This is a genomic window from Nesterenkonia halotolerans, assembly GCF_014874065.1.
Classification (GTDB): Bacteria; Actinomycetota; Actinomycetes; order Actinomycetales; family Micrococcaceae; genus Nesterenkonia; species Nesterenkonia halotolerans.
Genome location: NZ_JADBEE010000002.1, coordinates 19,088 through 32,493, shown reverse-complemented (window position 1 = coordinate 32,493; position 13,406 = coordinate 19,088). Strand labels below are relative to the sequence as shown.

Below are 13,406 nucleotides of genomic sequence, written 5' to 3'. Positions count from 1 at the left end.
GGCAGACAGGATACGTCCAGCAATCTTCCAGAAATAAGGGGGAAACTGGCGTAGTGACTGATAAGACTCCTGAAGCCAAGCTGCTCGTCGTCGACGATGAGCCCAATATCCGCGAACTGCTCGCCACCTCGCTGCGCTTCGCCGGTTTCGAGGTCGCTGCGGCCGGAAATGGCCGCGAGGCCCTGGAGACCGCCGAGACGTTCCAGCCCGATCTGGCGGTGCTCGACGTGATGCTGCCCGATATGGACGGCTTCACCGTCACCCGTCGACTGCGCGCAGCCGGCAAGCACTTCCCGGTGCTCTTCCTCACCGCACGCGATGACACCGATGACAAGATCACCGGGCTGACCGTGGGCGGCGACGACTACGTCACCAAGCCGTTCTCCCTGGACGAGGTCGTGGCCCGCATCCGCGCCGTGCTGCGCCGCACCGCCCCGTTCGAGGACGAGGACGCCGTCATCGTGGTCGACAACCTGGAGCTCGACGACGACGCCCATGAGGTCCGTCGCGGGGGCGAGATGGTGGAGCTCTCCCCCACCGAGTTCAAGCTCCTGCGCTACCTGATGATGAACCCCAACCGGGTGCTCTCCAAGCAGCAGATCCTGGATCACGTGTGGGAGTACAACTTCAACGGAGACGCCTCCATCGTGGAGTCCTACATCTCCTACCTGCGTCGAAAGATCGAATCAGGCTCCGAGGGCGCCCCGATGATCCAGACCAAGCGCGGCGTGGGTTACGTGCTGCAGACCTGGGAGCGTCGCCAGCGGTCCCAGGGACTGTAGGCCCGGCGCCGGCCGGATCCCGCCTCGCCTGAACTTCCCTGCGGCACGTAAGGTCTGCGTATGCGCCCGATCCGCTCCCTGACCCAGACATGGCGCAAGTCCTCGCTGCGCACACAGCTGGTGCTGATCATGTCCGGGCTGCTGGTGCTCACCCTCTTCGTGACCACCTTCGTGTCCGCCTCGCTGTTCCGTCAGGAGCTGCTGCGCAACCTCGACGAGGACATCGAGTCCAATGCGAACAGCGTCTCGATGTACCTGACCCGGCGCAGCGCTCCCGAGTTCGGTGACAGTCAGTCGATCTTCCGCTTCTACGGGATCCTGATGAACTCCGAGGGCGAGCTGCTGCAGGCAAACTCCACACATGCTGCGGGGTACGGCGGGGACATCCCCGAGATACCGAACATGACGTTCGATGAAGTCCTCGAGCAGTGGGGCGAGCCGATGGATGTCCCCGGCACGGAGCAGGGCTCCCGCGGCTGGCGGGTGCACGTCATACCGCTGGAGAACGGGGAGGACACGCTCGCCGTCGGTCTGCCGCTGGAGCCGGTGGAGACGTCGGTGGAGCGGGCGACCTTCCTGGTCGCCACCATCGGCCTGCTGGCCACGCTCGGCGCCTCCACCATCGCCTATGCGCTGGTCACCCGGGCTTTCCGATCACTGTTCCACGTGGAGAAGACGGCCGCGGAGATCGCCGGAGGAGATTTCTCCCAGCGGGTGGAGACCACTGCTCCCCCGGAGACGGAGATCGGCCGGCTCTCGCGCTCGCTGAACGTGATGCTCGAGCACATCGAGACCGCGTTCCAGGCCAAGAGCGCCTCGGAGGAGAACATGCGGCGCTTCATCCAGGATGCCTCCCACGAGCTGCGCACGCCGCTGGTGACCATCCGAGGCTTCTCGGAGCTGTATCGGCAGGGCGGAGTCAGCGACAATCCGGAGGCGGTCGGCATGGCCATGGGCCGGATCGAGTCCGAGGCCAAGCGCATGGGCCAGCTGGTCGAGGACATGCTCACCCTCGCCCGCCTCGATGAGCAGCGCCCCATGCAGCAGGCGCCGCTGGATCTGAACCTGATCGCTCATGACGCGATCATGGACCTGGCGGTCAACGCCCCGGATCGCACCACCCAAGTCATCGGACTCACCGGTGCCACCCCGGCACCCGCACCCGCCCTCGGAGACGAGGGTCGGATCCGGCAGATCGTCACGAACCTGGTCACCAACGCCCTGCGCTACACCCCTGACGGCACTCCGCTGGAGCTCGCCGTGGGCACGCAGACCCGGGAGGACGGCGCCACCGATGCCGTGCTGGAGGTCCGCGATCACGGCGAAGGAATCGCTGAGGAGGATGCGGCGAAGATCTTTGATCGCTTCTTCCGGGCCGACAACTCCCGCCAGCGCGAGACCGGAGGCACCGGGCTGGGTCTTGCCATCTGCGCGGCGATCGCCTCCCAGCATGACGGCACGGTGCGGCACAGCACCACGGAAGGCGGCGGCGCCACCATGACGCTGAGACTGCCGATGGTCGCCCCCGAGGATCAGAGCGACCATGAGACCGACATCGACGACGAGGAGCTTGATCAGCTCCGTGCCGCCGCCCGGGAGCACCACGCCTCCGAGTGAGGCCGCGGCATCCAGCTCTTCCCCAGGACATGGCATCTCCGGCACTTCGCCGGTGTTCTCCACACCGAAACGGCCGGCGACCCCTGGGGATTCAGGCTGGCTAGGCTCCGGATCAGGGCTGGGCAGCAGGCCCCGCCCGAACCGCCGATCAGCGCCGGGTGCGCCCGGCCGGGCAAGGAGAGAGACATGGCGATGCTTCAGATCGACACCGCGGAGCTGCTGGCCAAGAGTCAGACCGTGGAGGCCACGCTGAGCCGGATCCAGACGGACGTCAGCTCGATGGAGTCCCAGCTGCGCCAGCTGCAGGACTCGTGGAAGGGCTCGGCGTCCATGGCCTTCCAGGAGGTGCTGACCCAGTGGCGCTCCACGCAGGCGCAGGTGGAGCAGTCATTGGCCAGTGTTCGGCAGGCGATGACCGCCGCGTCGACTCAGTACGAGGAGACGGAATCGGCGAACACGGCCATGTTCGGCCGCTGAGTCGGGCACAGCAGAAGACCCCGCCGCGGACTGAGTCTGCGACGGGGTCTTCAACGGGCTGGCCCGCGGTGAGGTGATCAGAGGATCACATCATGCCGCCCATGCCACCCATGGGATCCATGCCCTCGGCGCCTGCGCCGGCGGAGTGCTTCTCCGGCTTGTTGGCGACGACTGCCTCGGTGGTGAGGAACAGCGAAGCGATGGAGGCGGCGTTCTGCAGCGCAGACCGGGTCACCTTCACCGGATCGTTGACCCCTGCTTCGAGCAGGTTCTCGTAGACGCCGGTGGCGGCGTTGAGGCCATGGCCGTCGGGCAGGCCGCGAACCTTCTCGGCCACGACGCCGGCTTCCATGCCCGCGTTGATGGCGATCTGCTTCAGCGGTGCTTCCACGGCAAACTTCACGATGTTCGCACCCGTGGCCTCATCACCGGTGAGCTCCAGCGAGGCGAAGGCGCGCGCGCCGGCCTGGATCAGTGCGACGCCGCCGCCGGCGACGATGCCCTCATCCACAGCAGCCTTGGCGTTGCGCACTGCATCTTCGATGCGGTGCTTGCGCTCCTTGAGCTCGACCTCGGTGGCGGCACCGGCCTTGATGACGGCCACGCCGCCGGCCAGCTTCGCCAGGCGCTCCTGCAGCTTCTCGCGGTCGTAGTCCGAGTCGGTGTTCTCGATCTCGGCCTTGATCTGGGCCACGCGTCCGGCGATCTCGTCGGCGTCGCCTGCACCTTCGACGATGGTGGTCTCGTCCTTGGTGACGACGACCTTGCGGGCGGTGCCCAGCAGCTCCAGCGTGGTGTTCTCCAGCTTCAGGCCCACTTCTTCGGCGATGACCTGACCACCGGTGAGGATGGCGATGTCGGCCAGCATGGCCTTGCGGCGGTCACCGAAGCCCGGTGCCTTCACGGCCACGGACTTGAAGGTGCCCTTGAGCTTGTTGACCACCAGTGCGGCGAGGGCTTCACCCTCGAGATCCTCAGCGATGACCAGCAGCGGCTTGCCGGACTGCATGACCTGCTCGAGCACGCCGATGACGTCCTTGACCGAGGAGATCTTGGAGTTGGCGATCAGGATGTAGGGGTCCTCCAGGACCGCTTCCTGACGCTCGGCGTCGGTGACGAAGTAACCGGAGAGGTAGCCCTTGTCGAAGCGCATGCCCTCGGTGAGCTCCAGCTCGAGCCCGAAGGTGTTGGACTCCTCGACGGTGATGACACCTTCCTTGCCGACCTTGTCCAGCGCCTGAGCGATCAGGGCGCCGATCTGCGGATCAGCGGCGGAGATCGATGCGGTGGCAGCGATCTGCTCCGTGGTCTCGATCTCCTTGGCGGACTTGAACAGCTCGGCGGTGACGGCCTCGACGGCCTTGTCGATGCCGCGCTTGAGCGCCATCGGGTCAGCGCCGGCGGCGACATTGCGCAGGCCCTCTTTGACCAGGGCCTGGGCGAGGACGGTGGCGGTGGTGGTGCCATCGCCAGCGACGTCGTCGGTCTTCTTCGCGACCTCCTTGACCAGCTCGGCGCCGATCTTCTCGTAGGGGTCGTCCAGCTCGATCTCCTTGGCGATGGAGACGCCGTCGTTGGTGATCGTGGGGGCACCCCAGGACTTCTCCAGCACGACGTTGCGGCCGCGGGGACCCAAGGTGACCTTGACGGCATCGGCGAGGACGTTCAGTCCGCGCTCGAGGCCGCGGCGGGCCTCTTCATCGAATGCAATAGTCTTTGCCATAGTGGCGCGTGTCCTTCCTGGACTCGGCTTGTCTCAAGCCGTGGTGTGTGACTGTCAGACGTGTTCGCGTCTGCTGGGTCGAACCATTCCAGGTGCCCGCGACGGACGGCCGTTCCCGCGTCACCGGGAACATCTGTGTGGCCTCACCTGCTCAGGTTCCTCTAGCAGTCTCGACACGAGAGTGCTAGTCAATTTTTAGCACTCTCCCCTGGTGAGTGCAAACCCCTGAGCCCACGGCGCAGACGGTACGCTGGGGTGGTGATTGAGCAAACAGATTCCGGCGCTGCCGCTGCGTACGACGTTCGCCCGATCAGCGCGGAGGAGCACACGCGCTTCCTTGCTGATCAGGCCCTGTCGTCCTTCCTGCAGAATCCGCGATGGCCTGAGGTGAAACGGGAGTGGGAGTCACAGAGCCTCGGCCTCTTCGACCCCTCGGCCCCCGCCGATGCGTCGCCGGTGGCCGCCGCCCTGGTGCTCTTCCGTCGTCTTCCGATCCCCGCCGCCGTGCCGGTGCTCGGTGGCAAGGGGCTCGCCTACATGGCCGAGGGACCGGTGATGAAGTCCGGCACCGCCGACCTGCACCGCATCCTTCCGCCGCTGATCGAGCACCTGAAGTCCTCCGGGGCGTTCCTGGTCCGCGTGGGGCTGCCCGGAGTGCTGCGCCGCTGGGAGGCCAAAGAGGTCCGGCGGGCGCTGGCCGCCGGGGAGAACACCAGCATCTCCGAGCTGACACCCCTGGACACCGGTGTGCCCGGATCCGTGGCAGCCGGCTCCAGCACGGTGGGGTCCACCCAGACCGAGACCTGGCAGCAGCAGCTCAGCGAGCTCGGCTTCCAGCCCCCGGCCCCCAGCACCGACTTCGAGGCCGGGCAGCCGCAGTTCCAGGCGCGCATCCCGCTGACCGACGAGCAGGGCGAGTCCCTGCCGATCGACGAGGTCCTGGCCCGGATGGACCAGTCCTCGCGCCGACAGACCAAGAAGTCCACCCGCTCCGAGCTGAGCATCCGCGTGGGTGACGAGTCAGACCTCCCCGCCTGGCAGAAGCTCTACACAGAGACCGCTGAGCGTGACGGCTTCACCGGCCGGCCGCTCTCCTACTTCCAGAACATGCACCGGGAGCTCAACGCCTCACCCCTGAGCCAGTGCACGCTCTACCTCGCCCACTTCGAGGATCAGCTTCTCGCCGCCGCCATCTATGTGCGGCAGGGTGAGTTCGCCTGGTACGTGTATGGAGCCTCCTCCGGGGAGGAGCGCAAACGCTATGCCCCGCGGGCGCTGCAGCTGCGTCAGATCGAGGACTCCCTGGAGGCCGGCTGCCACTGGTATGACCTGGGCGGGCTCAGCCCCTCGCTGGATCCGGAATATCCGCTGGCCGGACTGACCCGCTTCAAGACCACGATGGGCGCGGATGTGGTCCAGACCCTCGGCGAATGGGACTACCCGGTCAACCCGCTGCTGGCGAAGGCCTTCTCCGTCTACATGGCCCGCCGCTGAACAGCGGCAGGCTCATCCTGAGGCGGAGCGCCCCGCCTCGGGAGGAGCTGCTCCTCACGAGCCGGGGCGCTCCTCCTCGAGCACGCGGCGACCGATGCTGAACGCCGTGTTCGCCGCGGGCACCGAGCAGTAGATCGCGGACTGGAGGAAGACCTCTTTGATCTCATCCTCCGTGAGTCCATTGCGCAGCGCGGCACGGATATGCATCTCCAGCTCTTCCCAGTAGCCTCCGGCGATCAGCGCCGTGAGCGTGATCGCCGAACGCGTGGGGCGGTCCAGGCCTGGCCGGGTCCAGATGCTGCCCCAGGCGTAGTTCGTGATGAGCTCCTGGAAGTCCTCCGTGAACGCGTCCTTCTTGGCTTCCGCCCGGTCCACATGGGCGTCCGAGAGCACCTCGCGGCGCACCTTCATGCCGTGGTCGTAGGTCGATTCAGTCATGCAGGAACTCCTTGAGCAGGCCGGCGGTGGCTTCGGGGGCTTCGGCGGGAGCCTGGTGCGCCACGCCGTCGAGCACGGCGGTGGTGGCCAGACCGGTGTCGGCGATGTCCTGGACCGCGGACGGCGGCGCCACCGGATCTTCGGCTCCGCTGATCACCAGCAGCGGTCGGGCGATCCCGTCCAACTCGGTCGTGAGGTCATAGCGTCCGAGCGCGCGACAGGCCTGGGCGTAGGAATGCCGGTCCGTATGCTGCAACGAGTCCAGCAGCGAGGTGACGACGGCGGGATGCTTGGCCATGAAGCCCGGCGCGAACCAGCGCTTCGCCGAACCTTCGACCATCGTGGGAGTGCCCGCGCTGCTGACCAGCTCGGCCCGCTCGGCCCACATCTGGGGGTCACCGATCTTCGCGGCGGTGCACAGCGCCACCAGGCGGGTGAACCGCGTGCTGGGACGCAGAGACAGCATCAGGCTCACGGTGCCGGCGATGGAGACCCCGGCCGCGTAGACCGGAAGATCGTTCGGGAGTCCATGGGTGGTGTGCAGATCGGCGACCAGCGACTCGACCGCGTCAGCGATGTCGTCGATCTCGAACCGTTCGGTGAATGGCTCCGCCTCTCCGTGTCCGGGCAGGTCCCACCCGATGACAGTGAATCGATCCTCAAGATGCGCCAGGCTGGGACCCCAGAGCACCGAGACACTGGTGCCCAGGGACGGCCCGAGCACCAGTACGGGACGGCTCCCGCTGCGCAGGTCATCCGGTGTGCCGGCGAGCAGCTGCGGGGTGAGGGTGAGCACTGATTCAGACATGGTCGGCGGCTCCTTCTGCTGGTGAATGGGCGTCGGCTGCGCCGGAGACCTCGCGAAAATCTGCGACGGCGGTGGCGATGAACTCCTGGGCACAGCCAAGGTACCCCGTGGGGTCCAGCAGCTGGTCAAGCCCCTCGGTGCTCAGTTCGTGAGCCTGAAGATGCTCCTGCAACAGGCTGCGCAGCGACAGGCCCTCGACGGCGCTGCGCTTGAGCAGCTGCTGGAGGGCCTGTTTTCCGCCGGGGAAGCTCCCGCTCAGCCGCGAGAGCACACGCTCACTGAGCACCGCGTCGCCGCTGAGTGCGAGGTTCGCCTGCATGGAGTCAGGGCGCACCTGGAGCCCCTCGAACAGTTCGGCCGCCCGTGCTGAGGCACCACCGGTGAGCCGCACGAGTTCGGCGAGGCTGGGCCATTCGGCGTGCCACCCGCCGGCCGGCCGCTCGTCCTCGGCTGCTGTGGCTGCGGCGTACACCGTGCTCAGCTGACCGGGGCCCGCGAGCGCCGCCGAGCGGATCAGGGTGGAGAGCACCGGGTTCTGCTTCTGGGGCATGGCCGAGGACCCGCCGCGTCCCGCGGCCTGGGGCTCACGCACCTCGGCGATCTCGGGCCGCTGCAGGGTCAGCACGTCCCCCGCCGCCTTGCCCAGCTGGGCCAGCACTTCGGCCAGGGCTGAGGAGATCTCCAGGATGGCGTGGCGCTGGGTGTGCCAGGGCCGACGCATGGGTGCCAGGCCCAGCCGGGCGGCCAGGGCCACGGTCATCGCACTGGCCTTCTCGGCGCCGAATGCATCCTGCAGCGCGGCCTGGGTGCCGGCGGCGCCGCCCCACTGCAGCGGCAGCCCATCGGCCGCCCGCTCGAGACGCTGCAGGGACAGGGTCAGTCCATCGAGCCACCCCGCGGTGCGCAGCCCGAAGCTGGTGGGGAGGGCATGCTGAGTGAGCGAGCGCGCCACGCACAGGGTCTCGAGGTGTTCATGGCTGAGCCTGCTCAGCGCCTCTCCGGCGCGGCGCAGATCCCTGCCGATGCCCCGGGCGGCCTCGTGGACCAGGAGCATGAGTGCCGTGTCCAGGATGTCCTGGCTGGTCGCCCCGCGGTGCAGCGCGGCATCGGAGTCCCCCGTCTGCTTCAGCACGGCGCGGACGGCGGCGAGCATCGGGATCACTGGGTTGCCTCCGCCGGGACTCGCTGCGGCGATCTCCTGCGTGCTCAGTCCGGCCAGCGCCGGGTCGTCGCTGATCCGTCGAATGGCTGCCGCACTGGCGGGATCGGCTTCACCGGCGTCGACGAGGGTCTGCGCCCAGGCGGCCTCCACACGCAGCATCGCCGCGAGGACAGCGTCCTCGGACATCAGCTGTGCCGTCGAGGTTCCGGCCCATACAGGGTTGAGGAGTCCGAAGGGTCCGGTCATGGCTGGGGGCACGCTCCTGTCGGTCACCCCTGGGGGCCGGTGAACTGCGGGGTGTTGGGGTAGGTGAGGAAGACGGTCTCGAGCTCTCCCTGCAGGTGGATGTCGAAGCGCAGGCCGCCGTCGGCGTCGCGGGTGGCCAGAAGCGTACCGCGGCGCTCCTCGGACACGGAGCTCAGCAGCCGGTCCTGGTCCACCGCGGCGGCGGCCTCGGGGAGGTAGGCACGGGTGAACAGTCGGTCCATGAGCCCGCGGGCGAAGACCGTCAGCAGGAAATATGGCGCGACGCCGTCACCGGTGCTGCCGGGCTCCATCGTGGTGAAGGAGTAGTGGCCGGTGGCATCCACTGCGGCGCGGCCCCACCCGGTGAAGGTGTAGCCGTCGCGGTGCAGGGAACCTGGCTCTTGAGGGATGACGCCACGCTGGTCAGGCTGCCAGAGCTCCACGATCGCGTCCGGGACGGGCACGCCGTCGCCGTCATAGACGGTGCCATGAAGTCGCACAGCATCGGGGTGCGTGCGGTCGACCAGGTCCTCGCCGCCGGCGAAGGGCAGCGCATACCCGAAGAAGGGGCCTACGGTCTGGCCGGGGGTAGGGGTCAGTTTCATGCTCAATGCTCCTCATCCTCTTCGGCCCAGGTGCGGTTGCTCCCGGAGAGCACGATGTCCCAACGGTAGCCGGTGTTCCATTCATGCTGAGAGACCGAGTGATCATAGGTGGCGACCAGGCGATCGCGGGCGGCCTGGTCGGTGATGGACTGGTAGATCGGGTCCAGATCGAAGATCGGGTCCCCGGGGAAGTACATCTGGGTCACGATGCGTTGGGTGAAGTCGGTGCCGAAGAGTGAGAAGTGGATGTGCGCCGAGCGCCAGGCGTTGTGGTGGTTCTTCCACGGATACGGCGCGGGCTTGATCGTGGTGAAGCTGTACTCTCCGTTCGGGCCGGTCAGCGCGCGCCCGACGCCGGTGAAGTTCGGATCCAGCGGCGCAGGATGCTGATCGCGCTTGTGCATATAGCGCCCGGCGGCGTTGGCCTGCCACATCTCCACCAGCTGGCCGGTGACCGGGCGGCCGTCGCCGTCGAGGACCCGTCCCGTCACGATGATCCGCTCACCGATGGGCTCCCCATTGTGCTGGAGGGTCAGATCAGCTTCCAGCGGGGAGACGTCGCGGTGACCGAAGGCCGGGCTGTGCAGCTCGATGTCCTCGGGATCCGCGTGGTGCAGAGACTTCGTCGGGTGGCGCAGCAGCGAGCTGCGGTAGGGCGGGAAGTTCAGCCGGGCGTTGGTCTCGACCACTCCTCCGGCGTCGCGCTGGGCTCGATAGTCGCCGTGGATGGCGGCGATCTCCGCGTCGATCTCCTCCTGGGAGAGTGCGGCGGCGTCCGGGTCAGTGGTCTTTTCAGCCATGGGACTCTCGCTCCTTGCTGGGTCCGGCAGCACAGGTGCGCCGCAGTGTGATCTGGTTCTCACTCAGTGTGCGTGGCGGCGATCCTCGCCCGCCACAGTATTGCCATTGAATGGTCCCATGCCAGGGACACCGCTCAGCGCTCCATTCCCTCGATCGCGCGGCTGATCCCACGACCCGCGGTCTGCAGCGCCATCAGGAACTGGGGGATCTCCGGCGAATCACGGGGCACCACCACCGTCAGCGCCGCCATCGCGTACCCCTTGTCGTCAAGCACCGGGACCGAGACTCCGGCCGTCTCCTCGTTGATCACCCCTGCCAGCAGCGCGTGGCCTCGGGAACGCGCTTCGGCGAGTTCTCGGCGCAGCTCCGGACGCGTCTGGATGATCAGCTCCTGCCGCGGTGCCCACCAGTTCTCCAGGACATGCGCGGGAGAATGAGCGAGCAGCACATGTCCCATCGAGGTCAGCTGTGCGGGCATCGTGGTCGCCACCTCTGCGGGGTTGGCCACCGCCCCATGGCGGGAGAGCCGCTCCACGATGAGCACCCCGTGCTCGTCGAGCACCGCCAGCTGGGTGGTCTGGCGCACCACCGCGTTGACGTCGTGCATGAAGGGCAGCGCGGCGGCGCGCAGCGTGCGGTTGATCGGGGCGCTCTGCGCGATCTCCCAGAGCCGCCGGCCGAGCACCAGCTCCCCGGAGGCGGAGGTGCCGAGCAGCCCCATGCCGCGCATCTGCCGCACCAGCCGGTAGCCGGTGGTCTTGGGCAGACCTGCCGCGGCGATGAGCTCACCGACGGGAAGACTGGGTCGGGTCTCCAGCACTGCCAGCAGCCGCATCGCGCGGTCCAGCACCGCGTCACCACTGGGCGAATTAGCCATGGACCCAGCCTAGTCGGCGCCCCCTCCCGCGTTGAGCGGCGGATTCTCCGAGCTTCTGGAGCCTTCTGGCCAGTCACATGGTCGAAGAATCCGCCGCTCAACGGGGAGGAAGGGGGTGGGGCATGCTGAGGGCTAGCATGTGATCCATGGCCAACTCCCCGACCGGCGACTCGGTGCTCGCGCGGCTCGACCGGGTGCTCGCCACCTTCTCAGCAGCGGACAGCCTGCTCACCGCGGCAGAGATCTCCCGCCGCACCGGCCTGCCGCCGGCCACCGCCCACCGGCTCTGCCGAGACATGGCGGAGCTCGGCTGGCTCGAGTCGCTGCCCGCGGGATACATGGTCGGCACCCGGCTGTGGGAGATGACGAACAGGTCGGCCCCGACGATGAAGCTCGCCGTGCGCGCCAGGCCCTACCTCTCCGACGTGCATGCGGTGATGGGCCAGCACGTGCAGCTCGGCGTCGTCGAAGGCCACGAGGTGCTCTTCGTGGATCGACTCTCCGCCCGGGAGGCGCCACGCATTCACGGCGGGGTGGCGGGCCGCCTCCCGCTGCATGTCTCGGCCACCGGGATCGTGCTGCTGGCTCATGCCTCCGCCGAGTTCCGCACCTTCTACCGGACGCACCATACCGAGCAGACCCCACAAGGCCCCGCGATGATCGCCGAGGAGCGTCTCGAGCACGTCCGGCAGCAGGGGTACTGCGCACAGACCGGAGTGATCGAGCCCGGGGTGACCGGGGTGGCGGTGCCGATCCGCCAGCGTGGCCGTTCCGTGGTCGCCGCACTGGGGGTGGTGACCGACGACGACGACGTCGCCCGCCGCCCCGCGCCCTGGGTGCAGATGCTCCAGATCGCCGCCCGGGGCATCCAGCGTGAGGTCAGCAGCCGCGAAGCCGACACCCGCTAGGTGGGCCGCGCTCAGCCCCGAGGGCCTGCTCGCCCCGAGGCCGTGGCGCTCGCGAAGCCGGCTGCTGACGGCCCGTCTCGCATTCAATGGGATAACTGTGGCGCCGGGCACATAAGCTGAGGAGACTGAGGCTCATGCGGCTCGGATCGAGCGGCCGTCGCGAGAAGGAGCACTATGACCGAGCACGAGACGCGGGTCGATGTGGGGATCGTGGGTGGAGGTCCCGCCGGGCTGATGACCGCACTGCTGCTGAAGCGTCGCGGCATCACCGCGGTGGTCATCGAGACCCGCACCCAGGAACAGATTCGCCACACCCAGCGCGCCGGGATCCTCGAGGCTCCCACGGTCAACATGCTCGTGGAGGCCGAGGTGGGCTCCCGGGTGCTCACCGATGGCCATGAGCATGAGGGCACGGTGCTCAGCTTCGACGGCATCCAGCGGCGCATCGACTTCCAGGCGCTGGTGGGCCGCTCGGTGTGGCTCTACCCTCAGAACGAGGTCTTCCACGATCTGGCCACCGCCTGGCAGCGAGAAGGTGGAGAGATCCACTGGGCGGTCACCGAGACGGCGGTCGAGGGGATCGACACTGCTGCCCCACGAATCCGCTTCACCGACGCGCAGGGACAGCGCCGCAGCATCGAGGCCGACCTGATCGTCGGCACCGACGGCTCCAGGTCGATGTGCCGCAAGCTCATCCCTGAAGACGTCCGCACGGATCATTTCATCTCCTACCCCTTCGCGTGGTTCGGGATCCTCTGTGAGGCGCCGCCGACTGCTCCGGAGCTGATCTATGCGAACTCCGAGATCGGCTTCGCCCTGATCTCCCAGCGCAACGAGTCGGTCCAGCGGATGTACTTCCAGTGCGATCCGGACACCGATCCGGAGGACTGGACCGAGGAGGCGATCTTCGACCATATCCAGCAGGTCCTCGGAGTCGAAGGGGAGATCCAGCTCAAACGCGGTCCGATCATCGAGAAGACGGTGCTTCCCTTCAGGTCCTACGTCTGTGACCCGCTGAGCCACGGCCGACTGGTGCTCGCGGGCGACGCCGGCCATACCGTGCCACCCACGGGCGCCAAGGGCCTGAACCTTGCCTTCGCCGATGTGCGGGCACTCGTTCCCCGGGTCGAGGAGTTCTTCACCGGGCTGCGCGCCCAGGCCGTCACCCAGGCCGATGGCGTCGGCCAAGAGCCTGCCAGTATATCGGGAGCACAGGGGTCAAGCGCTGCGGTCGAGACTCCGGAGCCGCTGCGGCGGTACTCCCGGACGGCCCTGGACCGGGTCTGGAAGGCGCAGAACTTCTCCTACTGGGCCACCAACCTGTTGCATCGGCAGCCTGAGGAGAATCCGTTCACCCATAAGCGTCGACGCGGCGAGTTCGACGCCATCACCGACTCTGTCCATGGACAGGCCTACTTCGCCGATTCCTACACCGGCTGGGGTGACTGACCCCCGAAGCCATGCCGCA

The 13,406-nt window shown here is 67.7% G+C and carries 13 protein-coding genes; 6 read left to right on the top strand and 7 right to left on the bottom strand.

The genetic code is table 11. From position 1 onward, the window contains the following. Nucleotides 1–53 precede the first annotated feature (53 nt). The 3 genes from H4W26_RS10290 (at nucleotide 54) to H4W26_RS10280 (ending at nucleotide 2,876) form a co-directional block, all read left to right on the top strand. On the top strand, nucleotides 54–782 hold the full coding sequence (locus H4W26_RS10290) for a response regulator transcription factor (protein WP_036473118.1): 729 nt from the start codon (nucleotides 54–56) through the stop codon (nucleotides 780–782). A gap of 60 nt (nucleotides 783–842) precedes the next feature. After that, complete coding sequence (locus H4W26_RS10285) at nucleotides 843–2,399, top strand: sensor histidine kinase (protein WP_192592155.1); 1,557 nt, start codon at nucleotides 843–845, stop codon at nucleotides 2,397–2,399. Between the two features lie 186 nt (nucleotides 2,400–2,585). Beyond that, nucleotides 2,586–2,876: a WXG100 family type VII secretion target gene (locus H4W26_RS10280; protein ID WP_192592154.1), complete on the top strand. Its 291-nt coding sequence runs from the start codon at nucleotides 2,586–2,588 to the stop codon at nucleotides 2,874–2,876. 85 nt (nucleotides 2,877–2,961) lie between these two features. Here the strand turns inward: H4W26_RS10280 and groL are convergent, their stop codons facing one another. After that, a complete protein-coding gene (groL, locus tag H4W26_RS10275; protein ID WP_192592153.1) occupies nucleotides 2,962–4,599 on the bottom strand; it encodes a chaperonin GroEL in 1,638 nt (545 codons plus the stop codon). Between the two features lie 258 nt (nucleotides 4,600–4,857). On the opposite strand from groL, the gene H4W26_RS10270 reads away from it, so the two are divergent. Next, complete coding sequence (locus H4W26_RS10270) at nucleotides 4,858–6,093, top strand: lipid II:glycine glycyltransferase FemX (protein WP_318779857.1); 1,236 nt, start codon at nucleotides 4,858–4,860, stop codon at nucleotides 6,091–6,093. A gap of 54 nt (nucleotides 6,094–6,147) precedes the next feature. On the opposite strand, the gene pcaC is transcribed toward H4W26_RS10270, so the two are convergent. The 6 genes from pcaC to H4W26_RS10240 form a co-directional block, all read right to left on the bottom strand. Next, nucleotides 6,148–6,531, bottom strand: coding sequence for a 4-carboxymuconolactone decarboxylase (pcaC, locus tag H4W26_RS10265; RefSeq protein ID WP_192592151.1), 384 nt, complete (start codon nucleotides 6,529–6,531; stop codon nucleotides 6,148–6,150). Next, nucleotides 6,524–7,339, bottom strand: a complete 816-nt coding sequence (locus H4W26_RS10260; protein ID WP_192592150.1) for an alpha/beta fold hydrolase — start codon at nucleotides 7,337–7,339, stop codon at nucleotides 6,524–6,526. Before H4W26_RS10260 ends, pcaC begins: the two co-directional genes overlap by 8 nt. Further along, nucleotides 7,332–8,747 carry a lyase family protein gene (locus tag H4W26_RS10255; RefSeq protein ID WP_192592149.1) on the bottom strand — a complete coding sequence of 472 codons (1,416 nt, stop codon included), beginning with the start codon at nucleotides 8,745–8,747 and terminating at the stop codon, nucleotides 7,332–7,334. The genes H4W26_RS10260 and H4W26_RS10255 overlap by 8 nt, the downstream gene beginning before the upstream one ends. Before the next feature lie 23 nt (nucleotides 8,748–8,770). Then, nucleotides 8,771–9,352 (bottom strand): protocatechuate 3,4-dioxygenase subunit alpha, encoded by a 582-nt coding sequence (gene pcaG / locus H4W26_RS10250; RefSeq protein ID WP_192592148.1) that lies wholly within the window; start codon nucleotides 9,350–9,352, stop codon nucleotides 8,771–8,773. A gap of 2 nt (nucleotides 9,353–9,354) precedes the next feature. Further along, nucleotides 9,355–10,152 carry a protocatechuate 3,4-dioxygenase subunit beta gene (gene pcaH, locus H4W26_RS10245; RefSeq protein WP_192592147.1) on the bottom strand — a complete coding sequence of 266 codons (798 nt, stop codon included), beginning with the start codon at nucleotides 10,150–10,152 and terminating at the stop codon, nucleotides 9,355–9,357. Between the two features lie 134 nt (nucleotides 10,153–10,286). Then, nucleotides 10,287–11,030 carry an IclR family transcriptional regulator gene (locus tag H4W26_RS10240; protein WP_225939995.1) on the bottom strand — a complete coding sequence of 248 codons (744 nt, stop codon included), beginning with the start codon at nucleotides 11,028–11,030 and terminating at the stop codon, nucleotides 10,287–10,289. Between the two features lie 146 nt (nucleotides 11,031–11,176). Between H4W26_RS10240 and H4W26_RS10235 the strand changes: the two genes are divergently transcribed. Both H4W26_RS10235 and H4W26_RS10230 read left to right on the top strand, forming a co-directional pair. Next, nucleotides 11,177–11,938: an IclR family transcriptional regulator gene (locus tag H4W26_RS10235; RefSeq protein ID WP_192592146.1), complete on the top strand. Its 762-nt coding sequence runs from the start codon at nucleotides 11,177–11,179 to the stop codon at nucleotides 11,936–11,938. A gap of 174 nt (nucleotides 11,939–12,112) precedes the next feature. Next, nucleotides 12,113–13,387 carry a 4-hydroxybenzoate 3-monooxygenase gene (locus H4W26_RS10230; RefSeq protein WP_192592145.1) on the top strand — a complete coding sequence of 425 codons (1,275 nt, stop codon included), beginning with the start codon at nucleotides 12,113–12,115 and terminating at the stop codon, nucleotides 13,385–13,387. Nucleotides 13,388–13,406 lie beyond the last annotated feature (19 nt).